This window comes from Kitasatospora sp. NPDC101235 (assembly GCF_044767505.1).
Classification (GTDB): domain Bacteria; phylum Actinomycetota; class Actinomycetes; order Streptomycetales; family Streptomycetaceae; genus Kitasatospora.
Genome location: NZ_JBIWNZ010000004.1, coordinates 305,916 through 327,522, shown reverse-complemented (window position 1 = coordinate 327,522; position 21,607 = coordinate 305,916). Strand labels below are relative to the sequence as shown.

Sequence of the window (21,607 nt, the reverse complement as noted above, 5' to 3'; positions counted from 1 at the left end):
CCACTTCAGCCCCGGCCCCTCTCCAGCCCCGCACCGACGCCGGTGACCACCAGCCCGGCCGTCAGCTCCCCGACGGAGGAGCCCGGGTGCGGCGCAGCCCGGAGCGCGCGGCCGATCCCGGTCAGCGCCGGGCCGGCGCCGAGGAGGGCTCGCGCCGACCGTCCCTGCCGTCGCAGCGCCAGTCCATTGCGGGTGACCATATTGTTGGGACTTCTTATTTTCTCCGCCGCTTCACTCCAATGAGTGAACCTCATTTAAAGATTTGCCCACGGAACATTAAAGGGCACATAGTGATGACACCTCAGTTCGGTCTGGTGAACACCAAGTTCAGGCAAAGTCATCCCCAGTGAGGAGAAGACCTTGTTCCACGGAAACACGGCATCGGACAACCCCGGGCAGCGGCTGCGCGCGGAGATCGCGGGCCCGGGGACGACGCCGCTGATCGGCGTCTACGACATGTACTCGGCCTCCATCGCGGCCGAGCACTACGACGGCATGTTCGTCTCCGGCTTCGGCTTCGCGGCCTCCTACTACGGGCTGCCCGACATCGGTTTCATCGCCTGGCCCGACATGGTGGGCTTCGTCGAGCGGCTGCGCGGCGCCTTCCCCCGGCACCACCTGCTGGTCGACATCGACGACGGCTACGTCGATCCGGAGGTGGCCTGCCACGTCGTGCGCAGGCTCGAACGGATCGGCGCGTCGGGCGTGATCCTGGAGGACCAGAAGAGGCCCCGCCGTTGCGGGCACGCGGACGGCAAGCTGGTGCTGCCGCTGGAGGAGTACCTGGAGAAGCTGGAGCTGGTCCTCGCCAACCGGACGGACCTGGTGGTGGTCGCGCGCACCGACGCCACCGAGGAGGACGACATCCTGCGCCGGGCCCGGGCGCTCGCCGCCACCGACGCCGACGTGGTGCTGGTGGACGGCGTGCGCAGCGAGGAGTGGATCCGCCGGATCCGCCGGGTGGTCGGCGACAAGCCGCTGCTGTTCAACCAGATCGCGGGCGGCAAGTCGCCCCGGCTGTCGCTCTCGGAGCTGTCGGACCTGGGTGTGGACGTGGCCATCTACAGCACGCCGTGCCTGTTCGCCGCGCACCGGGCGATGGACGAGGCGCTGGCCGGTCTGAAGGAGGCCGACGGGCGGCTGCCCGCCCCGGCCCGGGGGCGGGAGCAGGTCGGCGTGCGGGAGTCCACCGAGCTGCTGGAGCGGAACGTCTCGCGCTCCCGCGGGCTGATGGCGGTGACGGCATGAGTGCCGGGCTGCGCGGGCCCGCCCCGCCCTCGCCGGCCGCCGCCCTGCGGGCCACCGCGCTGGGGCTGGCCGGGGCCTGTGCCCTGCTCGCGGGCGCCGCGGCGCCCGCGGCGGCCGGCGGCGGGCTGATCACGGTCGTGGACAACTCGAACGCCGACTCCTGGCTGGAGGTCGACCGGACGGCCAACCTCCAGAACGGCAGCGGCTCTGCGGGCAGCGACCACGACGGTGCCGGTTCGCTGGTGGGCGGCCTGCTCGGGCCGGGGTCCTCGTCCGGGCCCTCGCTCCGCCCGGTGACGGGAGGCGGCCCGTGACCGACCGCCTGGCGCGCCCGGAGCAGGCACCAGGGCTCCGGGCGCGCGGGGAACGGACGCAGTCGCAACGCGGCCCCCGGCCCCGCTCCTGCGGGCTGCTGCCCCGCCGGCTGGACCCGTACATGGCGGCGCTGGCCGGGACGGTCGGGCTGGCCGCGCTGTTCCCGGCCTCGGGCGCCTCGGCCCGGGTCGCCGGGGTCGCCTGCGACCTCGCGGTGGCGCTGCTGTTCTTCCTCTACGGCGCCCGGCTCTCCACCCGCGAGACGCTGGCGGGGCTGCGCCACCTCCGGCTGCACGGGCTGGTGCTGGCCGCCACCTTCGTCCTCTTCCCGCTGCTCGGGCTGGCCACCGCGCTGCTCACGCCCGTCCCACTGACCGGGCCGTTGCAGACCGGGGTGCTCTTCCTCTGTCTGGTGCCCTCCACGGTGCAGTCCTCGGTGGCCCTCACCGGCGCCGCCGGGGGCAACGTCCCGGCGGCGATCTGCGCGGGCACCTACTCCAGTCTGGCGGGGCTGGTGCTGACGCCGCTGCTGGCGGCCTGGCTGCTGGGTTCGCACACCGCGCTGTCCGCGGACGGGCTGCTGCGGATCGGGCTGCAGCTGCTCGCGCCGTTCCTGCTCGGGCAGTTGTCGCGGCCGTGGCTCGGCGGTCTGCTCTCCCGGCACAAGCGGGTGCTCACCCCGGTGGATCGCGGCTCGATCCTGCTGGTCGTCTACACGGCGTTCAGCGCGGCGGTGTCCCAGGGCATCTGGGGCCTGGCCACCCCCCTCGCGCTGCTCGGACTGCTCGCGGTGCTGCTCGCCCTGCTGGCCGCCGCGCTGGCGGCCACCGGGCTCGGCGCCCGGCTGCTGGGGCTCGACCGTCCGGCAGCCGTGGCGGCGGTGCTGTGCGGTTCGCAGAAGAGCCTGGCCAACGGCCTGCCGATGGCCGCCGTCCTGTTCGGAGCGCAAGCCGGGCTGATGGTGCTGCCGCTGATGCTCTACCACCAGCTCCAGCTGATCGTCGGCACCGTCCTCGCCGGCCGCTGGTCGCGGGCGCCGGCGGCGGCCGCGACCGGCCCGGTCCCGGCCGCGCTCAGCGGCCCGGGCGCTCCGCCAGCGCCCGGGTGATCCCCCGGCGCAGCCTGGCCGAGGCCCCGGGCTGCCGACCGAGCCGGTACAGCCGTTCGGCCGGCAGCTCAGGCCGGCGGGCCAGCGCCAGCACCGCCGCGAACGGGCGGCCGCCCTCCGCCAGCCGGTCGCCCACGAGATCGACCAGGTCCCCCAACGCCGCGCCCGTGAGGGCCGAGTGGGCGGCGATCAACCGAAGCAGGCAGTTGTCGTTCCATGTGCTGTTGCGCCGGGCGGACAGCGAGGCCAGCAGGTCGGTGGGCGCGGCGGCATTCGAGGCTATCGCATGCCAGACGAACGGGTACTCCCCCTGCGCGAGTTGGCGCAGGACGTCCGGATTCGAGGTCCGCTCGGCCAGCCGCAGGTAGTCCCCGCCGTTGTGGAGGTGCTTGAGCGCCTCGGCGTCGTCCGCCGTGTCCATCGCGTCCATCGCGTCCATCGCGTCCATCGCGTCCCGCCGCGTCCGTGTCGTTCACGTCGAGGCGCGACCCTAGCAGGCGGCCGACCCGCCCTCAGCCCCCTGCGGCAGGGATGCTGAGGGCGGTAGCCGGGAGCGTGGCAGCGGCCCCTCGGGCGGCAGCGTCCAGGTGTCCGGGGCTCCGTGCCCGGGCGGGCGGTGAGGGTCAGTGTGACCCCGCCGTCCGCGAGGACGGTGTACGGCATGGCCGACCAGACCCGGCCGTAGGCGACGTCCCGCCGCCCGGGGTGCCGCCCGGGGCGAACACCGGGGCCCTCACAGGACGTAGTAGGCGCGGTTGTGGGCGGCGACCGGCGGGGACTGGTAGGTCCAGACCCCGGCGGCCGGGGCGTCGGCGATCAGGTGGCCGAGGTCGCGGGCGGACTCCTCGGCAGGGTTGCCGAGATCGAGCCGGACGCGTTCCGCGGTGCGGTCGTCCAGGGCGTAGTAGCGGTAGGGCTGGTAGACGTTGAGCGGCCCGGCCAGCAGCTTGCCCTCGTCGTCGGTGCCGTAGCCGGTGATCGGGGTGTTGTTGACCGACTCGGGGGTGAGGCCGACCAGGTTCACGTCCAGGGCCAGGAGTTCCTCCTCGTGGCGCCTCAGTCCGTCCGGTCCCAGGGTGGCCCGACGGCAGGAGACCGACCAGCGTTCACGCACGGCCGGCGAGTTGAGGGAGGGCAGGGTGGTCTCGAACCAGCCCGGGTGCTTGGGCTCGGCGTACAGCCGGCGCCCGGCGTCGATGGCCGTCGGGTTGTCGCAGAGCACGTGCAGCCGGGCGATGCCGAGGAGCTTGGTCTGGTCGTAACCCCTGGCGTACTGGCCGTAGTTGACCACCGGCATCCGTTCCTCGGCGAAGAGCGGGTGGGCGATCAGGTTGATCTCCAGCTCCTGGGTGATGCCGCCGCCGTTCGGATACTGGGCGAAGTAGAGCTGGTAGTTGAGCGAGACGCAGGCCCCGCCGTCGAAGGCGGCGACGTTCAGCCCCGGGTGCCGCTTGGCGAGCAGTTCGCGCGCCCGCTCGCGGTCGACCAGGTAGTCGACGCCGATGTTGTGCAGTGCGCCGTAGTGGAAGGGCAGGTGGTACGGCTCCGGTACGGGCGGCAGCGGCAGGCCGGTCATGAGGGCTCCGAGGACGAGGACGAGGACGAGAGCGGGGGCAGGGACGAGGGAGACGGCGAGCGCGGTACGGGGGTACGGGAGGCGGCCGGGGTCAGTACGAGTGCCGGGCGGTGCAGCTCCAGCAGGTCGCGGTGCATCCGCCCGGCGCTGCGCAGCGCGAGGGCGGCCATGGTGAGCGAGGGGTTGGAGGTGCCGAGGGAAGGCATCGAGCCGCAGCCGACGGCGTACAGGTTGGGGTGGTCCCAGCAGCGCTGCCAGTGGTCCACGACCGAGTTCGCGGGTGAGTCACCCATGATGTGGGTGCCACCCCCGTGGCCGGCGCCCCGGTAGCCGTGGACGGCTCCCCGGTGTTCGAGCCGCCCCGGCCATCCGGCCGCCGGGTAGGCGGTGTGGTCCTCGGCGCCGAGCAGCGCGAACAGCTGGTCGGAGACGGCCCGGGCGGAGGCCATCCCGTCGCGGACGTACTCCGAGAGGTCGTAGCGGACGACCGGACCGGGCAGACCGAGCGGGTCGCGCCGGTCCCGGTCGAGGGTGACCCGGTTGGCCGGGTCGGCGGGCTGCTCCAGCTCGAACTGGAGCGAGAACTGACGGCCCAGCCGGTCACCGAGTCGCTCCCGCAGTTCCTTGCCGCGCAGGCCCTCCGCGAGCAGCGCCGCCGCCTCGGCCTCCGGCGCGCCGCCCGCCCAGGACCAGCCCCAGTTGCCGATCTCGATCCGGAACGGCGCCCGGCGGTCGCGCCCGGGACCGAAGCGGAACGCCTCCAGGCCGCTGGTGGACCCGGGGCCGCGATAGGGGCCGACCGGGCGGGGCATCAGCCCCCAGGTGAGCAGGGCCGGGTGGTCCATCAGGTTCCGGCCGACCTGGTCGCTGCGGTTGGCCAGGCCGGAGAGGAGCAGCAGCCGGGCGTTCTCGATCGCGTGCGCGGCGAGGACGACCAGGTCCGCCTCCACCCGGTGGGCCGTGCCGCCCGCGAGGTACTCGACTGCCCCGGCCCGCCCGGTTTCCGGGTCGGCCAGCACCCGGCTGACGACGGCCTCCGTGCGCAGTTCGATCCCGGCCGCCCAGCGGGCCTGGGTACGCAGCGGGGTGTACTTGGCGCCGCTCGGGCAGGCCGGGACACAGCCGGCGCTGCCCGCGCAGAGCGGTCCGTCGGCGGAACCGGGCCTGGTCGGCACGCCGTTGCGGGCGTGCGGGGTGGCGGTGACGGCGAGCCGGGCGGGGCCGGGAACGGCGGGGTCGCGGACGGTCCGGCCGTCGAGGGCCCGGGCCAGCTGCCGGTCGAGATGGCTGCCCGGGATGGCGCGCATCGGGTAGTCGTAGCCGTCCGGAATGGGCAGTCCGACGGCGCGGCGCTGCTCGTCGGCGTCGGCAGCGACCCCGAGTTCCCGTTCGGCCTCGCGGTAGTGGGGTTCCAGGTCGTGGTAGCCGATCGGCCAGTTGCGGCCGTGGCCGAGGTCGCCGGTGCGGAAGTCCTCGGGGTGCATGCGCGGGGTGAGCCCGGTCCAGAGCAGTCCGGTGCCGCCGTTGACGCGCAGGTAGCCGCTGGCGTAGGGCAACGGCCCGTACTGGCGGAGGTGGCCGGTGGCGGTGAAGCCCCCGTCCGGGCGTCCGGTGAGGTCGGTGACGTCGGGTGACGGCGCCTCGGGGCTGTGCGGGTAGGGCGAGGTGGGTGGTCCGCCGCCGGCCGCGCGGTGGGCGGTGGCGGCCTCGGCGCCCGTGGGAGCGGCCCGTCCGGCCTCCAGGACGAGGACCCGCCAGCCCTGTGCGCCGAGGCGGTGGGCGACCAGTGTCCCGGCGAAGCCCGCTCCGACCACGACGACGTCCCAGCGCGCGTTCATCGGCCCTCACCACCGTTGTTCGGTGCCGCACGTCGGGGGGCCTCGGCTCCCCGCAACGGCTCAGCGCCTCCCCGGGCCTCAGTGCCGCCCGGGACCTCGGCGCCTCGGGGCGCCTCGGCCCAGCTGCCGTGTCCGGGGGCGGCGGCGCCGGGCGGGGTGGCGTGGAAGGTCCGCCAGACCAGTCCCTGGTCGTGGGCACGGGCGGAGGAGGGCGCCTCGCCGGGCCAGGCGCCGACGTACCAGAGGTGGACCAGGGCATGCTCGTCGCGGACCCGGTGGGCCAGCGTGGTGCGGTGGTGCTCGTCCGCCATGCCGGTGGCGCGTAGCTCGGGTACGTCGAAGCCGGTGAGCTCGGCGCAGACGCGCAGGAACTCGTCCAGGTCGGCCAGGGCGTCGACGTACGCGTTCGCGGCGGGGTCCCAGCGCTCCGCCAGGTCGTAGTCGGCCGGGTGGTCGTCGGACACGGACACGCGGGCACCCCCACGATCGACAACGGGTGGCCGAGGCATGACAGGCCGTACGGCGCAACGGACCGTACGACGCGACAGGCCCCACAACGTGGCAGGCCCGGGGTGCCGATCCTCGCCGAACCGCCCGGACTGCCACCGCGATCCTGCCGCCCGCCCTCACCCCCGGAGACGCGTTGCACGAATCTGCCCGGACTTCGTCATCCCTTGCCCGGTCAGCAGCCCGCCACGATCACCCGGCGTCCGCTTCCGGTCGGCCCAGCGCCCGGACCGCCGACAGGACGTCCAGGCCCAGCTCCGGATCGGCGTCCTCGGGCAGACTGACGGACAGCCGGGTGACCAGACCCGCGTACCGGCGGTGGATCTCCCGGGCGACCTCCTCGACCGGGCCGCAGACCGCGAAGGTGTCGAACACCTCGTCGTCGATCAGCCCGGCCATCTCCGCCCAGCGCCCGCGCACCGAGTGAGTGTGCAGTTCCTCCTGGAGCCCCTCCCAGCCGTGCTGCGCCAGCACCGGGCGGTAGGCCGGCGTGGAGGCGTAGAACGCGAGCCGCTCGCGGGTGGCCGCCCGGTTGGCCGCCAGTTCCTCCTCGGTGCGGCCGGTGGCGGTGAGCACGCTGCCGACGACCTCGAACGGCCGCTCCGTCCACGCGGCCCCCTCCGCCTCGGCCCGCGCCCGCTCCTCCGTCAGGCCGGGCAGCACCTGCTCAGCCAGGTAGGCGGTGGAGGAGAACGGGTGGCTGAGGAAGCCGTCGGCCACCGCCCCGGCGGTCCGGGTCATCAGCGGCCCGACGCCCGCCAGCAGGATGCGCGGCACCCCGGACGGGACCGGGTCCGGCGAGAACACCGGCGTCATCACCGTGTGGGTGTAGAACTCACCCCGGAAACGCAGCCGTTCGCCGGTCTGCCAGCTGTGCCAGATCGCCCGCACCGCGTGCACGTACTCGCGCATCCGGGCGGCCGGGCGGTCCCAGGGCATCCCGAAGCGCTTCTCGATGTGTGGCTTGACCTGCGAGCCGAGCCCGATGACGGCCCGTCCGCCGGAGGCCGCGTGCAGCCCCCAGGCCTGGTAGGCGAGCGTCATCGGGGTCCGGGCGAAGGCCACCGCGATGCCGGTGGCCAGCTCGATCGACTCGGTCCGGTCGGCCGCGCGGGCGAGCTGGAGGAACGGGTCGTACGCGGTCTCGGCGACCACCAGCCGGTCCATGCCCCGGCGTTCGGCCTGCTCGGCGGCGTCCAGGATGCCCGCCGGGTGTCCGGAGGCGGTGGCGTCGAGGCGGAGGGCGGCGGGTCGGTCCATGGCGTTGTGCTCCTGGTCGCGGGCGGCGGTGCTACCCGGGTAGCCTGCCACGCCTCGGCCCGTGCCCCGGACGGACCGCCGTCACCTCCACCCGCCGCCTCACCGACGGCCCCCGGCCCCACCCGCACCGCCCGGCAGCGCGAACAGCCGTTCCAGGTGCCGGTCGACGGCCGTGAGCACGGCGGCGGGCTCGATCACGTCCAGCTCCAGCAGCGTGGTGAACCCGGTGAGCGCGAGCAGCAGGTCGGTCTCCACCACCGGGTCGCGGTCGGACGCCAGGTACCCGTCGGCGATCGCCTGCCGGACCACCTGCTCGACCATCGCCCGCCCCTGGAGCAGGCCGTCGCGGGCCCGTGCGTGGACCTCCTCGTCGTGCAGCGCCTCCAGCACGTAGGCGGCGCTCATCCGGCTGGTCGCCCGCGCGTCGGCGTGCAGGGGAAGCAGTTCGACCAGCATGACCCTCAGCACGTCACGCGGGTGCGGCCGCTCGCCGAGCGCTCCCAGTGCCCGGCCGACCCGCAGTGCGCTCTGCTCGCCGGCGAAGTCCATCGCGAAGGAGAGCATCTGCGCCCGGGAGTCGAAGTAGTGCTGGAGCTGCCCGAGCGAGATGCCGGCCTCCTGCGCGACCTCGCGCATCGTCAGGTGCGTGGCGCCGCGCCGCTCCACGACCCGCCACAGCGCACGGGCGATCATCTCGCGGCGTTCCCGGTGGTCGACCTGCTTCGGCATGGGCGGCGGCTCCTCGGGCTCTCTCCACGCGCGGCGGACTCTTTTCCATACGCTTGACACAATACAGTCGACCGATAACGTGGAAAGCCTTCCGAGGGAGGAGCGTCCACATGCCGGAGCAACCCGTCGTCCGCACCACCGAGGGACTCGTCCGCGGCCGCTGGGAGCCGCAGCGCGGGCAGGACCAGCGACAGGAACAGCGAGCGGGCCGGGAACTCGCGGTCTTCCGCGGCATCCGCTACGCCCAGCCACCCGTCGGAGCCCTCCGCTTCGCCGCGCCCGTCGAGCCCGAGTCCTGGGACGGCGTCCGTGAGGCCGCCGCCTTCGGCCCCGTCGTCCCCCAGTCCGGGCCGCTGCCCGCCGAGTCCCCCGGAACGTCCGAGGACACCGACTGGCTGACGCTCAACGTCTGCACACCCGATCCGGGCGCGGCCGGGCTGCCGGTCCTGGTCTGGATCCACGGCGGCGGGTTCATCTCCGGGGCCTCCGGCGACCCGCTGTACGACCCGACCGCCCTGGCCTCCGCCGGGCTGGTCGTGGTGAGCATCAACTACCGCGTGGGCGCCGAGGGTTTCGCACTGCTGGAGGGCGCCCCGGCCAACCGGGCCTTCCTCGACCAGATCGCCGCCCTGCACTGGGTCCGGCGCAACATCGCCGGGTTCGGCGGAGACCCGGCGCAGGTGACCGTCGCCGGGCAGTCCGCCGGCGCCGGGTCGGTCGCCGCCCTGCTGGCGATGGACCAGGCCCGCGGCCTGTTCCGGCGAGCCGTCGCCCACACCGTGCCGGGCAACCACTGCACGCCCGCCCTGGCCGCGGAGGTCACCGCCGAGCTCGCGAAGCTGCTCGGTACGGCCCCCACCGCCGCCGCGCTGGCCGAGGTGCACCCGTGGCGCCTGGCCTCGGCGGTCACCGAACTCGGCACCGCGCTGCCGGAGCACCTCGCGCGCTGGGGCCGCCTGGCGCACAGCGGCATCGCCACGGTCCCGGTGGTCGACGGCGAGGTCCTGCCCGGCTCTCCGTGGTCGGCGCTCGCCGACGGCGTCGAGCTGCTGGTCGGCCACACCCGGGACGAGTTCCGGCTGTTCAGCGTCCTCAGCGGACGGCACGGCACCTTCACCGAGGAGGAGGCCCGGCTTTCGCTGGATCTGTTCGCCCCGCCACCGGGTGGCCCGGACGCCTACCGGGCCGCCTTCCCGGGCGCGACGCCCTCCGAGCTCGTCGAAGCCGCCAGCTCCGACGCCCTGTTCCGGGTGCCGTCCCTCCGGCTGGCCGAGGCCAACGCGGCCGCCGGCGGCACCTCGTACCTCTTCGAGCTCGCCCTGCCCGCTCCCGCCCTCGGTGGCGTCTTCGGCGCCTGCCACGGTCTGGACGTGCCGCTCGCCTTCGGCAGCCTGGACAGCCCGGCGGCGCGGCACGTCCTCGGCGACCCGCCTCCGCCGGAGGCGGTCCGGGTCTCGGCGGAACTGCGGCAGGCCTGGGTCCGGTTCGCCACCACCGGCGACCCGGGGTGGCCCGCCTTCGATCCGGACGGGCAGCTCACCCGGGTCCTGGACGCCCGCTCGGAGACCGTCCGCTACCCGGAGCAGGCCACCCGCCGGATCTGGACGGGGAGCCCCCTCACCGCCTACGACCTCCGCTGACGGAGGCCCGGCACGACGGGACGCCCGAGGGCCGGTCCGGCGGATCCGCGACAGGCCCTGGGCACCCCACCCGTACGGGTGAGCGACGGGTGCGGCACATGCGCGCGCTCCGTCGCTCACCCGCTCGCATGGGGCCCGCTGTGCGGCCGCTACTTCGCCGCGTCCGCCAGCAGCTTCAGCAGCCCGGCGGCCACCAGGGCCGAGGAGGCCGGGTTCTGACCGGTCACCAGGTTGCGGTCGACCACCGCGTGCGGCGCCCAGGGCTCGCCCTCCTCGAAGTCCACGCCGAGCTCGACCAGCCGGTCCTGGAGCAGCCACGGTGCCCGGTCGGCCAGGCCGGCCTGGGTCTCCTCGGCGTTGGTGAAGCCGGTCACCCGGTATCCGGCGAAGGGCGAGACGCCGTCCTCGGTCCGCGCGGCGAGCAGTGCGGCCGGACCGTGGCAGACCACTCCGAGCGGGCGCCCGGAGGCGAGCGCCCGGGTCAGCAGCCGGCCGGAGTCGGCGTCGACCGCCAGGTCCTCCATCGGGCCGTGGCCGCCCGGGTAGAACACGACGTCGTAGTCGGCCGGGTCGACCTCGGCCAGCACCAGCGGCTGCCGGAACTCGGCGATCTTCGCCAGTTCCTCGGCCATCGCCGGATCGGTCAGGCTGGCCCGGTCCGCCACCGGGACGACGCCGCCCGGGGTGGCGACGGTGACCCGGTGGCCGGCCTCGGCGAAGGCGCGGTACGGGACGACCGCCTCCTCCGCCCAGAAACCGGTCGGGTGCGCGGTGCCGTCGTTCAGGGTCCAGACCTTCGAACCGGTGAGGACGAACAGGATGTCGGCCATGGGGCGTGCCTCCAGGGGTGCCGGGTTCTGCGCCGCGACGGCCTGCCGCGGCGCTCACGCCGTCGACGCTAGACGCGCCCGGCCCGCGGGAACCAATGGGCCACGCGATGTGAGGCATCGGGATTCCGATGCCTCACCCGGATCGTCGAGCCGACCGTCGAGCCATCGGAATCCCGTAGGCTGGCCGGCATGAGCGATCGGCTGACCACCGGCTCCGGCCCGCTGGACCTCAACCAGTTGCGGACCTTCCTCGCCGTGCACCGGGTGGGCTCCTTCACCGCGGCCGCGCACCTGCTGGGCCTGTCGCAGTCCACGGTGACCGCGCAGATCCGGGCGCTGGAACAGCGGCTCGGCCGGGAGCTGTTCCAGCGCGGGGCCCGCGGGGTCAGCCCGCTGCCGTGCTCCGACGACCTCGCCGCCCGCCTCGCCGTGCCGCTGGACCAGCTCGCGGGCCTCGCCGACGGGCGCGACGGCGGCGTGCCGGAGCCGGTCCACCTCGCCGGGCCGGCCGAGTTCCTCGGCACCACCCTGCTGGCCGAGCTGGCCCCGCTGGTCACGGAGGGCGTCCAGCTGCGGGTGACCACCGGGCTGACCGACCCGCTGCTGGCGGAACTGCGGGCCGGGCAGCACGACCTGGTGATCGCCACCCGGCGTCCGCGCGGCCGGACGCTGCTCGCCGAACCGCTGGCCGACGAGGAGTTCGTCCTGGTCGCGGCCCCGGTCTGGGCCGAACGGCTGGCCGGCCGGGAGCTGCCCGGTGCGCTGACCGAGGTCCCACTGCTCAGCTACGCCGAGGACCTGCCGATCGCCCGCCGCTACTGGCGGCACGTCTTCGACCGGCGGCTGCACGCCCGGGCCGCGGTCACCGTGCCCGACCTGCGGGCGGTGCTCTCTGCGGTCACCGCGGGCGCGGGCTGGAGCGTGCTGCCCGGCTACCTGTGCAGGGCCGAACTCGCCTCCGGGGCCCTGCGGTTGCTGCACGAGCCGGCCGATCCGCCGATCAACACCGCCTACCTGGTCCGCCGCCCGGCCGGCCCGGCCAACCCCCACGTGGCCCTGGTCCGCGAACGCCTGCTGGCCGCGGCCCGCAGCTGGGGCTGACGCTCGGCTCAGACCGCCAGGTCCCGCCGTTCCAGCAGTCGGAAGGCCGCCGCCAGCCCGAGCAGCCCCACCCCGATCAGCACCCCGAAGGCCGCCCACGGCACCCCGCCGTGGGCGAGCACATCGCCCGGCGCGTAGTAGTGGAACGGGCTGACGTAGCGCAACGACCTGACCGGGGACCAGGCCAGCGCGACGAAGTTGACCGCGAACCCGACCGCGCCGAACGCGACGGCCGCGCCGATCACATGGGCCCGCCGCCGGCTGAGCGCCGAGACCGCCAGCACCGGTCCGGTCAGGCAGAACGCGAGGGCGCAGCCGAGCAGTCCGGCGGTGAACACCGCGCCCTCCGGGACGGCCGCGCGCAGCGGCGCGGAGATCGCCACTCCGAGCGCGAGGGTCAGCGTGGCGGCGGCGTTGAGCAGCACCGTGGCGGCGATCAGGGCGCCGGCCCGCTCGGCGAGCAGCCGGCGGCGGGAGAGCGGGCGGGTCATCAGCAGCTCGATGGTGCCGGACTCGACGTCGGCCGCGACGGCGGCGGCGCCGAGCGAGCCGATCGCGGTCAGCAGGAGGGCGATCCAGAACGGGTGGGTGAGTCCGGCGCCGAGCAGGCCGGGGTAGCTGGCGATGGAGACGTCGCCGTTGGAGCCGCTGAAGGCCTTGAACGCGCCGGGCGGGGTGCGGCGGGCACCGAACAGCTCGTCGGTCGGAACGGTACTGGCGATCACCACGATCAGGGTCTCGAAGACGACCATCCCGAACAGCAGGGAGAGCAGCATCCGGCGGCGCCGGTGCAGGGCGAGCCAGACCAGCGGGAGGCGGCGGTTGACGGTACCCGGCTTCACGGCCGCTCCTCCGGCTCCGGCAGGCGACAGCCGTGCGGGTACTCCTCGGCCCCGAAGGAACCCTCGGCCCCGGCGGACTCCTCCGCCCCGACGGACCGGTAGAGGTCGAGGAAGGCCTCGTCCAGGCCCGCCTCCTCCACCGTCAGGTCGGCCACCGCCTGTTCGGCGAGCACGGTGCGCACGGCCGCGACCACCTCGTCGGGCGGCACCAGCAGCTCGACCCGCGGACCGTCCCAGCGCGGGGACCACCGCTCGGCGGCACCGAGCGGCCTGGCACCCCGCCCGTCGCCGAGGACCAGCCTGACCCGGCGGGCCCGGGCCTGGCGCAGTTCGGCCACGGAGCGGACGGTGACCAGCCGTCCGTGGCGGACGATGGCGACCCGGCCACAGGTCCGCTGCACCTCGGGCAGCACGTGGCTGGAGAGCAGGACGGTCCGCCCGGCCGCGGTCTCCTCGGCGAGCAGTTCGTAGAAGGTCTCCTGGACCAGCGGGTCGAGCCCCTCGCTCGGTTCGTCCAGCACCACCACCGGCGGCCGGTGCTGGAGCGACTGGACGAGCCCGAGCTTCTGCTTCATGCCGCGCGAGTACTCCCCCACCGGTCGGGCCAGGTCGGCCCGGGAGAGCTTCAGCCGCTCGCACAGCTCGCCCTGGCGCGGCACCGGGGCGCCCTGGAGGGCGGCGAGCAGGTCGAGGGTCTGCTGCCCGGTGAGTTCGGGGTAGAGCCGCAGTTCGCCGGGCAGGTAGCCGATCGAGGGGGCGAGCCGACCGTGGTCGGCCACCGGGTCCAGGCCGAGCACCCGCACCTGCCCGTCACTGGGGCTGAGCAGGCCGACCAGGCAGCGCAGCGTGGTGGTCTTGCCGGCGCCGTTGGGGCCGAGCAGGCCGAACACCTCGCCGGCCTCGACCGACACGTCCAGCCGTTCGATGCCGACCGTGGCGCCGTAGCGCTTGGTGAGCGAGCGCAGTTCGATCACCGGGCCGCCTCCGGTGCCACGGCGATCCACGGCCGGCTCCGGGTTCCCCGGCATGACCACCTCCTGTGACGGGTGCGCTGCTGCAACGGATGCGTCCGACATCCAAGCGCGCCCGGCCGGGCGAGTCGAGGGACGCGCCCGGACCGGCGCGGCGGCTCACCCCTTGCACACGCCCAACGGCACCAGCCGGGCGACCTGGCGGGCGAGCCCGACGGCCTCGGTGACGGCGGCCACCGCGTCGACGTCCTTGTACGCCTCGGGCGTCTCCTCGGCCAGCGCCCGCCAGGAGGCCGGCCGCACCGCGATCCCTTGTGCCTCCAGCTCGCTCTTCAGCCGCTCGCCGCGCACGGTGCGCAGCGCCTGGTGGCGGCTCAGCACCCGCCCGGCGCCGTGACAGGCGGAGCAGAAGGCCTCGTTGCCGGGCAGGCCGACCATCACGTACGAGGCGGTGCCCATGGTCCCCGGCACCAGCACGGGCTGCCCGGCCTCCGCCAGGTCGGCGGGCAGGTCGGGGTCGCCGGGCGGCAGCGCCCGGGTGGCGCCCTTGCGGTGCACGCACAGCCTCCGCGGTTCGCCGTCCACCTCGTGGGTCTCCAGCTTGGCGAGGTTGTGCGAGACGTCGTAGACCAGTTCCAGCCCGACGCCGAGCGCGGTGGCGAAGGCGCGGCGGGCCGCCTCGGAGAGCAGCTGCCGGTTGGCCCGGCCGTAGTTGGCGGCGGCGGTCATGGCGCCCAGGTAGGCGTGACCGCGCGGGGAGTCGACCGGGGTGCAGGCGAGCTGGCGGTCCGGGAGCTCGATCCGGTAGCGCTGCAGTTCGCGGTCCATGGCGCGGACGTGGTCGGTGCAGATCTGGTGGCCGAGGCCGCGCGAACCGCAGTGGATCATGACGCATATCTGGCCGGGCCGCAGTCCGAAGGCCGCGGCGGTCCGGACGTCGTGCACCCGGTCGACGGCCTGCACCTCCAGGAAGTGGTTGGCCGAGCCGAGGCTGCCGACCTGCTGCAGCCCGCGCTCGACGGCCCGGGTGCTCACCTCGCCCGGGGCCGCGCCGGCCAGCACGCCGCGGTCCTCGCAGCGTTCCAGGTCGCGGGGTACGCCGTGGCCGTGCTCGACGGCGTAGCGGGCACCGCCGAGCAGGAGTTCGTCCAGTTCCTCCGGTCCGGACAGCCGCCACAGGCCGCCCCGGCCCAGGCCGCGCGGGACGGTGCGGTCCAGCAGGTCCATCAGGCGGCCGATCCGCTCCCGGTCGAGTTCGTCCCGGCTGACGCCGGCCGCCAGCAGCCGGACCCCGCAGGAGATGTCGAAGCCCACCCCGCCGGGCGAGACCACTCCGCCCCGCTCGACGTCGGTGGCGGCGACCCCGCCGATCGGGAAGCCGTAACCCCAGTGCACGTCGGGCATCGCGTAGGAGGCCCGGACGATCCCGGGCAGCGTCGCCACGTTCGCCACCTGCTCCAGCGCCTTGTCCCCGGCGGCCTGCGGCAGCAGCTCGCCGGTCGCGAACACCACGCCGGGCACCCGCATCGGCGGGCGCGGCTCGATCCGCCAGCGGTGCCGGCCCGCCTCGGCCAGTGCGATCTCCACCTCGCTCACCCCGCTCCGCTCACCCGCTCCCGACGAGCCGTCCCGACGGATTGTCCGGACGGCCTGTCCGGGCGGTTCAGACGTCGACGGTGGCCCGGCAGGTCCAGCCGTCCGGCCCGGCGCTCAGGTCCAGGTCGTGCAGAGAGACGGCCTTCGGCACGGCGCCGACCAGGGCTGCCGTGGCGGCGTCCGCCATCCGGAAGCGGACCGTCACCCGGCGGGCCCCGTCCAGGCCCTCGATCGGGCCGACCGCCACCGCGACCGGCAGTTCGCCGTCGGCGTCCATCCGGTAGATGACCTCCTCCAGGACGCCCGCGAGCAGGTCCGGGTCGCTCACCGCGAGGACGGTGCAGCCGCGCTCGCCGACGATCCGCGCGCCGGTGAGGTCGGCGAAGCTGCCGACGACGGCGTGCACCAGCTCGCCGATGCAGCCCTCGGCCGTCGGCGCCCAGGCCTCGACCCGCAGGTCGGCCGTGTGCGGCACGCTCCGGTGGCCGCTGGCGGACCGGCCGGCGGGCTCGCGTCCGTCCACGAGCGACGCCTCCCGCACCCGTTGCCCTCCTCCCTCCAGCGTCGTCCCGCGGGCCACCCGGAGGCAAGTGCGGGCGGGTCCGTCAGGCTCCGACCGAGGCCAGGTAGGCGGCGGCCAGCTCGGGGGTGGCCAGCCAGGCGGCGTGGTCGCTCGGCTCGGCGTAGGTGTTGGCGAGCCGACGACCGACCTCCGGGTGGTCGGCGGCGGCCGCGAACACACCCTGGAGGTGGTCCGGCACGGTCAGCATCGCGGCCGTGAACTCCACGCTGTGGCGGGCTTGTTGCTGCCAGAACCGTTCGGCGGTGCGGCACATCCAGTCGGCCGTGTACGGGGCGTCGCCGTGCTCGACGACGGCCCGGCGGTAGGCCTCGGCCGCCCGGGCGGCGTTGTTGGCGCCCTGTCCGGTGATCGGGTCGGTCACCACGACCGCGTCGCCGAGGCCCAGCACGTGGACGGCGTCCACGCCCGAGCCGAGCTCCGCCACCGGGTACCGCACCACCGGGGTGACCGCGCCGAACAGGCCGGCCCCGGCGTCGGTCGGCTCGGCCTCCGTCCAGAGCTCCGCCTCCCAGGGCAGGTACTCGCCCAACAGTTCGCGGATCCGGTCCAGTTGGACGTCCGGCGGCGGTGCGTCGCCGAACGCGTCCAGCGGGCTGCCGGGCAGCGCCTCCCAGAGCAGGATGTCGCAGGGGCCGGAGAGGGTGAGCGCCGGCTGCAGGTACAGCTCGCCGAGACCGGGCAGGGCGTTCATCCGGGCCCTCGGCCCGGCGCCCGGGTCCGGGGAGCCGACGCCGTGCGCGTACAGGCAGGACAGCGCCCGCTGCGGCCGGTCGAAGGGCGAGCGGACGGCGTCGCGCTCGAAGATCCCGGACAGGGCGCCGCGTCCGGCCGCGACCACGGTCAGCTCGTGCCGGCGGGCCAGCTCGTGCAGCCCGCCACGGTCCAGCGTCCGGTACTCGACCTCGCCGCCGCGCTCGGCCAGCAGCTCCAGCCAGCCGGCCAGCTTGAGCCGCTGGTCCACCGACTGGGCGGGCTCGTCCAGCGTCATGGTGTACTCCAGGGCCCGCACGCCCGGGGGCGCCGCCAGCACCGCCTCCACCGAGGACACGGCCGGCGCCTGCTCCGCCCAGAGGTCCAGCCCGGCCTCCGCCTCGATCCGCAGCGCGGGGCCGAACATCGCCTGGGTGGACAGCACCCGGCCACCGCGCAGCTGCTCCGGGGTGCGCTCGGCGACCAGTGTCACCCGGTACCCGTCCGCCACCAGCCCGAGCGCGAGCTGGAGGCCGGCCTGGCCCGCTCCGACAACGGCGATCCGGCGCACGGCTTCCTCCCGATGATCTGCTGATGATCCGTCAAGCAGGCACAGTAGTCGAGCGGGAGCGCTCCGGTCACCGATGCGGGCACATCGGTTCGACGGCCGGCGCGGTGTCCGGTTCGCGTTCCCGGTGGGCTGCCGCCCCGGGCGCCCGCCCCGACCGGCTCAGCCGCGCAGGTGCGCGGTGAGCAGCTCCACCACGGACTCGGTCCGATCGGCCAGGTAGAAGTGCCCGCCCGGGAAGACCCGCAGGTCGAAGGCGCCGGTGGTGTGCCGCTCCCACTGGACGACCTCGTCGACGGTGGCGTGCGCGTCGGACTCCCCCGCCATGGCGGTGATCGGCAGCGACACGGTCGCGTCCGGGGCACTGCAGTAGGTCTCGACGGCCGTGTAGTCGGCCCGCAGGCTCGGCAGGATCAGTTCGCGCAGGCCGGGCATGGCGAGGACCCGGTCGTCCGTGCCGCCGAGCGCGGAGATCTCGGCGAGCAGTTCGTCGTCCGGCAGCTGGTGGACCGTGGTCGTCCGGGGCAGCGAGGGCGCGCGGCCGGCCGAGACGAACAGCCGCTCGGGCCCCTTCACGCCGTCGCGCTCGAAGCGCCGGACCGTTTCGAAGGCGACGGCCGCGCCCATGCTGTGCCCGAAGAAGGTGAGCGGCCGGTCCGCCCACTCCCGCAGTTCCCGGGCGAGCTGCTCGGCGAGCCCGGTCACCGAGTCGATCGTCGGCTCACCGATGCGGTTCTGCCGGCCCGGGTACTGGACGGCGAGCACGTCGGCGTGCGGCGCCAGCGCGTTGGCGTACTCCAGGTAGTAGCTGGCCGAGCCGCCGGCGTGCGGGAAGATCACGATCCGGGCGGGCGCGGAGTCGGACGGGTTGAACCTGCGGAACCACGGATTCTCGACGACGGCGCTGCTGGGCATGCGGGGTGTGACCTCTCTCCGTGACGGACTCTGCCCCCAGTCTGGCAGTGCCGGGAGCGGCCGCGGGAGCGTTCTGGCGATCATGGCCCCGGGTGGGCCGGTTGTCGCCCGTGCTCCCCGGCCGGTGCCCCCTCGCCGCCCGGGGCCGGCTGCTGCTGGGCCCGGACCGGCGGCCCGGCGGCCTTACGGACCGGTCAGGCCCGCCGTACGGCCAGTACGGCGGCGCTGGCCGGCGTGGTCAGCACCTCGGTGGCGCCCAGGACGGGGTGGGTCAGGTAGCGCAGGCGCAGCTCGTCCACCTCGCCCTGGAAGCGCGGCGGCCAGTGCACCGAAGGAGTGAAGTCGTCCAGCACCAGCATGCCGCCGGGGGCGAGCAGGTCGACCACCTTCTCGGGGTCGTCGCGTTTGCCGCCGCCGTCGCAGAAGAAGTGGATCACCATCGCCGCGTACGAGAACCCGCCCTGCGCCGTGCGCTGGGACCTGCTCTGCGGGATCGGCCCGGACGGCCATCGGCACGGCCGGTTCGACGTCCGGGCCTGCGACCGAGGTTCAGCCCGCAGCCCCGAAGCGCACCGTCCGGGCGCGGGAGCGGGAGACGGAGTCCAGCAGCAGCACGGACGAGGCCTCCGGCGTCGGCATCGGCCCGCCGGAGCGCACGTGCCGGGTGAAGGCGGCCATCAGCCGCTCCAGGCCTCGGCGATGGCGGGCGAAGGCCCGGCTGGAGGCGTGCCGGCCGCGGGCCCGCTGACCGTCCAGCGCGGTGACGGCGCCGACGTCGAGCAGCACCAGGTGCAGTTCGCGGCCCTGGCGGACCGCCTCCCGGGCGAGCCAGCGCCGCATCCAGGCGCGGCTGCCGCAGTCGTGCACCAGCAGCGGACCGCCGGCGCGCACCGAGGAGCGCAGCAGCCGGAAGTGCTCCAGCCGGGCCCAGGGCCGGTACACCGCGTACGGCAGGGCGGCGGGCATCACCGCCTCGCAGGCCTCGTGCACCGTCCGCGGGTCCACGGACCGGACCGCCGCCCCGGACCAGCGCCGCAGCAGCGTGCTCTTCCCGGCCCCCGGGAGCCCGGACACCACCACGACGGCGTCGGCCGGGTAGGCGGTGACGAACCCCGCCCCGGCCTCGCCCCGCAGATCGACCACACCACACGGCGCCACGACCGCGTCCACCCCGCTGCCCACCAGCCCGAGCCCCCGTTCACGTCCGACCGGGAACCCTAACAACAACGTCGGACGACTGCTCGCCCCGGCCGGGTCCGCCCCCGCGCCCGCCGGTGCCGGTGGGGCCCCGGTCGACCGCAGTGCATCCGTGGGACCGGCCGTCCACTAGGCTGACGCACCGTCAGACAGGAGGGCTGGCCATGACTGAGGCGGCTCCGACGTACACCGGGTCGGTGCTGGACGGGCTGGCGCGCGACCCCGCTCGGGTGGCGATCCGGTACGGGGACGAGGCGTGGAGCGGGCAGCGGTGCCTGGACCTGGTGCACCGCACCGCCCGTGCGCTGGAGCGGGCCGGGCTCGGGCGCGGGGACGGGGTGACGGTGCTGGCCGGGAACCGGCCGGAGGCACTGCTGGTGCGCCTGGCCGCGAACCTGCTGGGCTGCCGGGTGGCGATGCCGTTCCCGGACGGGCCGGTCGCGGAACAGGTGGCGCTGGCGGAGTTCGCCGGGACCTCCGCGCTGGTCTTCGACCCGGCCCGGTGCGCGGCGGCGGCCGAGGGGTTCGGGCGGGCCGTGCCCTCGGCCGTCCTCCTCTCCCTGGGCCCGTCACCGCTCGGGCTCGGCACGGACCTGCTGGACCTCGCCGCAGCCTGCTCGCCCGCCCCGCTCGAACCTCGCTACCGGCCCGAGGACGTGATGGCGGTGCGGTTCACCGGCGGCACCACCGGCCGCCCGAAGGGGGTGCTGCGCCGCTTCGCCCGGCCGCCGCGCCCACCGCTGCTGTCCGGCTCGGTCTTCCTCCTGTGCACTCCGCTCTGCCACGGCGGCGGCACCTCGGCGGACCTGGCACTGGCCTCGGGCGGCACGGTGGTGATGCAGGACGGGTTCGACGCCGGGGCCGTGCTGGCGGCGGTCGAGCGGCACCGGGTGTCCCGGACGTACCTGCCGCCGCACCTGCTGTACCGGCTGCTGGACCACCCGCTGCTGCCCACGACCGACACCGGCAGCCTGCGCCGGGTCGGTTACACCGGCTGCGCGCCCTCGCCGAGGCGCCTCGCCGAGGCGACCCGGCGGCTGGGCCGGGTGCTGCACCAGACCTACAGCCTGACGGAGTGCGGTCCGGTCGCCCGGCTGAGCCCGGACGAGCACCTGGCACCGCGGCTGCTGAGCACCGCCGGCCGCCCGTACCCGGACACCGGGCTGCGCATCCTGGACGAGGGCGGCGCCGAGCTGCCGCCGGACCGGACCGGGGAGATCTGCGTCCGCACGCCGACCGCGATGGCCGGCTACTGGCGCGACCCGGAACTGACCGAGCGGGTGCTCCGGGACGGCTGGCTGCACACCGGCGACCTGGGCAGCCTGGATGCGGCCGGCTATCTGACGGTGGCCGGGCGGCGGGACCCGATGGCGATCGTCGAGGGGCACAACGTGTTCCCCCGCGAGATCGAGGAGCCGCTGCGCACCCACCCCGAGGTGCGCGAAGCGGTGATGTTCACGACCACCGACCCGGACCGCCTGGAGCGGGTGCACGCCGCCGTCGCCCTCACCCCCGGCTCGCGGCTGACGGCCGAACAACTGCACCACTGGGGCCGGGCGCACGGCCTCGGCCGGTGCGCCCCGGACGCCCTCCTGCTGCTCCCCGCGATCCCGCTGAACGGCCTCGGGAAGCCGGACCTCACCGCCCTGCGGGCCCAGGTGGCCGGCGGGACCGGACGGCCGTCCGCCACTGCAGGGGCGCGCGACAGGGCGTGACGCGCCCCACAAGTGCTTCGAGCGCCCACGCGGGCGACCTCTCGTGCGCCACCCGGCGGGAAGAACCGTCCGTGGGCACTCGACCGTGCGGCCCGACCTGCCGACACATCCCCGGCAGCGTCGTACGTCTCGGTGTGGGCCGCACCGTCCCCCAGGAGGCACTCCCTTGACCTGGCTACGCGTCCTGACCGCACTGGGCATCCTCGCCGTGGCGGCCAGTGCCCTGATCGTCTTCGCCCTCTGCACCGCCACCTCCCGCGGCGAGCGCGCCGCGCAGGAGGCGCCGCCCGACCTACGTGCGGACGCCGAGGGCAGCGGCCTCTTCCAGCGGACGGGCGGCGACGGCTGACCGTCCCGGGAGGCGACGGCCGCCGCCCG

The 21,607-nt window shown here is 75.0% G+C and carries 22 protein-coding genes and 1 pseudogene; 7 read left to right on the top strand and 16 right to left on the bottom strand.

What is annotated here, in order from left to right; genetic code table 11:
- Positions 1-5: 5 nt before the first annotated feature.
- Positions 6-200, bottom strand: a complete 195-nt coding sequence (locus ACIRRH_RS10250) for a hypothetical protein (protein WP_403064514.1) — start codon at positions 198-200, stop codon at positions 6-8.
- Positions 201-360: 160 nt separating this feature from the next.
- Between ACIRRH_RS10250 and ACIRRH_RS10245 the strand changes: the two genes are divergently transcribed.
- The 3 genes from ACIRRH_RS10245 (at position 361) to ACIRRH_RS10235 (ending at position 2,671) form a co-directional block, all read left to right on the top strand.
- Entirely contained in the window at positions 361-1,248 is an 888-nt protein-coding gene (locus ACIRRH_RS10245; RefSeq protein ID WP_403064511.1) for an oxaloacetate decarboxylase, read from the top strand.
- On the top strand, positions 1,245-1,562 hold the full coding sequence (locus tag ACIRRH_RS10240; protein ID WP_403064508.1) for a hypothetical protein: 318 nt from the start codon (positions 1,245-1,247) through the stop codon (positions 1,560-1,562). Before ACIRRH_RS10245 ends, ACIRRH_RS10240 begins: the two co-directional genes overlap by 4 nt.
- A gap of 122 nt (positions 1,563-1,684) precedes the next feature.
- The gene (locus ACIRRH_RS10235; protein WP_403064732.1) at positions 1,685-2,671 is read left to right on the top strand and encodes a bile acid:sodium symporter family protein; all 987 of its coding nucleotides are present in this window, start codon (positions 1,685-1,687) and stop codon (positions 2,669-2,671) included.
- On the opposite strand, the gene ACIRRH_RS10230 is transcribed toward ACIRRH_RS10235, so the two are convergent.
- The 6 genes from ACIRRH_RS10230 to ACIRRH_RS10205 form a co-directional block, all read right to left on the bottom strand.
- Positions 2,637-3,119: a hypothetical protein gene (locus ACIRRH_RS10230; RefSeq protein ID WP_403064505.1), complete on the bottom strand. Its 483-nt coding sequence runs from the start codon at positions 3,117-3,119 to the stop codon at positions 2,637-2,639. The genes ACIRRH_RS10235 and ACIRRH_RS10230 overlap by 35 nt on opposite strands.
- Before the next feature lie 285 nt (positions 3,120-3,404).
- On the bottom strand, positions 3,405-4,247 hold the full coding sequence (locus ACIRRH_RS10225) for a hypothetical protein (protein ID WP_403064502.1): 843 nt from the start codon (positions 4,245-4,247) through the stop codon (positions 3,405-3,407).
- The gene (locus ACIRRH_RS10220; RefSeq protein WP_403064499.1) at positions 4,244-6,085 is read right to left on the bottom strand and encodes a GMC family oxidoreductase; all 1,842 of its coding nucleotides are present in this window, start codon (positions 6,083-6,085) and stop codon (positions 4,244-4,246) included. Before ACIRRH_RS10220 ends, ACIRRH_RS10225 begins: the two co-directional genes overlap by 4 nt.
- Positions 6,082-6,555 carry a hypothetical protein gene (locus ACIRRH_RS10215; protein ID WP_403064496.1) on the bottom strand — a complete coding sequence of 158 codons (474 nt, stop codon included), beginning with the start codon at positions 6,553-6,555 and terminating at the stop codon, positions 6,082-6,084. The genes ACIRRH_RS10220 and ACIRRH_RS10215 overlap by 4 nt, the downstream gene beginning before the upstream one ends.
- A gap of 229 nt (positions 6,556-6,784) precedes the next feature.
- On the bottom strand, positions 6,785-7,852 hold the full coding sequence (locus ACIRRH_RS10210; RefSeq protein ID WP_403064493.1) for a TIGR03617 family F420-dependent LLM class oxidoreductase: 1,068 nt from the start codon (positions 7,850-7,852) through the stop codon (positions 6,785-6,787).
- Between the two features lie 99 nt (positions 7,853-7,951).
- Complete coding sequence (locus tag ACIRRH_RS10205) at positions 7,952-8,581, bottom strand: TetR/AcrR family transcriptional regulator (RefSeq protein WP_403064490.1); 630 nt, start codon at positions 8,579-8,581, stop codon at positions 7,952-7,954.
- 110 nt (positions 8,582-8,691) lie between these two features.
- Between ACIRRH_RS10205 and ACIRRH_RS10200 the strand changes: the two genes are divergently transcribed.
- Complete coding sequence (locus ACIRRH_RS10200; RefSeq protein WP_403064487.1) at positions 8,692-10,221, top strand: carboxylesterase/lipase family protein; 1,530 nt, start codon at positions 8,692-8,694, stop codon at positions 10,219-10,221.
- Positions 10,222-10,370: 149 nt separating this feature from the next.
- Here ACIRRH_RS10200 and ACIRRH_RS10195 read toward each other — a convergent pair whose 3' ends face one another.
- Positions 10,371-11,051 carry a type 1 glutamine amidotransferase domain-containing protein gene (locus ACIRRH_RS10195; protein WP_403064485.1) on the bottom strand — a complete coding sequence of 227 codons (681 nt, stop codon included), beginning with the start codon at positions 11,049-11,051 and terminating at the stop codon, positions 10,371-10,373.
- A 189-nt stretch (positions 11,052-11,240) separates the two neighbouring features.
- On the opposite strand from ACIRRH_RS10195, the gene ACIRRH_RS10190 reads away from it, so the two are divergent.
- Positions 11,241-12,152, top strand: a complete 912-nt coding sequence (locus ACIRRH_RS10190; RefSeq protein ID WP_403064482.1) for a LysR family transcriptional regulator — start codon at positions 11,241-11,243, stop codon at positions 12,150-12,152.
- A gap of 8 nt (positions 12,153-12,160) precedes the next feature.
- Here ACIRRH_RS10190 and ACIRRH_RS10185 read toward each other — a convergent pair whose 3' ends face one another.
- The 8 genes and pseudogenes from ACIRRH_RS10185 to ACIRRH_RS10150 form a co-directional block, all read right to left on the bottom strand.
- Complete coding sequence (locus ACIRRH_RS10185) at positions 12,161-12,994, bottom strand: ABC transporter permease subunit (protein ID WP_403064479.1); 834 nt, start codon at positions 12,992-12,994, stop codon at positions 12,161-12,163.
- Complete coding sequence (locus ACIRRH_RS10180) at positions 12,991-14,022, bottom strand: ABC transporter ATP-binding protein (protein WP_403064476.1); 1,032 nt, start codon at positions 14,020-14,022, stop codon at positions 12,991-12,993. Before ACIRRH_RS10180 ends, ACIRRH_RS10185 begins: the two co-directional genes overlap by 4 nt.
- Before the next feature lie 102 nt (positions 14,023-14,124).
- Positions 14,125-15,552: an RtcB family protein gene (locus ACIRRH_RS10175; RefSeq protein ID WP_403064473.1), complete on the bottom strand. Its 1,428-nt coding sequence runs from the start codon at positions 15,550-15,552 to the stop codon at positions 14,125-14,127.
- 76 nt (positions 15,553-15,628) lie between these two features.
- A complete protein-coding gene (locus ACIRRH_RS10170; protein ID WP_403064470.1) occupies positions 15,629-16,102 on the bottom strand; it encodes an archease in 474 nt (157 codons plus the stop codon).
- Positions 16,103-16,166: 64 nt separating this feature from the next.
- A complete protein-coding gene (locus tag ACIRRH_RS10165) occupies positions 16,167-17,405 on the bottom strand; it encodes a styrene monooxygenase/indole monooxygenase family protein (protein ID WP_403064467.1) in 1,239 nt (412 codons plus the stop codon).
- Positions 17,406-17,564: 159 nt separating this feature from the next.
- Positions 17,565-18,317, bottom strand: coding sequence for a thioesterase II family protein (locus ACIRRH_RS10160; protein ID WP_403064465.1), 753 nt, complete (start codon positions 18,315-18,317; stop codon positions 17,565-17,567).
- Between the two features lie 194 nt (positions 18,318-18,511).
- A pseudogene (locus tag ACIRRH_RS10155) lies at positions 18,512-18,745 on the bottom strand (transferase); the annotation flags it as partial.
- A 121-nt stretch (positions 18,746-18,866) separates the two neighbouring features.
- Positions 18,867-19,460: an AAA family ATPase gene (locus ACIRRH_RS10150; RefSeq protein ID WP_403064463.1), complete on the bottom strand. Its 594-nt coding sequence runs from the start codon at positions 19,458-19,460 to the stop codon at positions 18,867-18,869.
- Positions 19,461-19,678: 218 nt separating this feature from the next.
- On the opposite strand from ACIRRH_RS10150, the gene ACIRRH_RS10145 reads away from it, so the two are divergent.
- Together ACIRRH_RS10145 and ACIRRH_RS10140 are read left to right on the top strand one after the other, a co-directional pair.
- A complete protein-coding gene (locus ACIRRH_RS10145; RefSeq protein WP_403064460.1) occupies positions 19,679-21,229 on the top strand; it encodes an AMP-binding protein in 1,551 nt (516 codons plus the stop codon).
- A gap of 166 nt (positions 21,230-21,395) precedes the next feature.
- Entirely contained in the window at positions 21,396-21,578 is a 183-nt protein-coding gene (locus tag ACIRRH_RS10140) for a hypothetical protein (RefSeq protein ID WP_224281393.1), read from the top strand.
- The last annotated feature ends 29 nt before the right edge of the window (positions 21,579-21,607 follow it).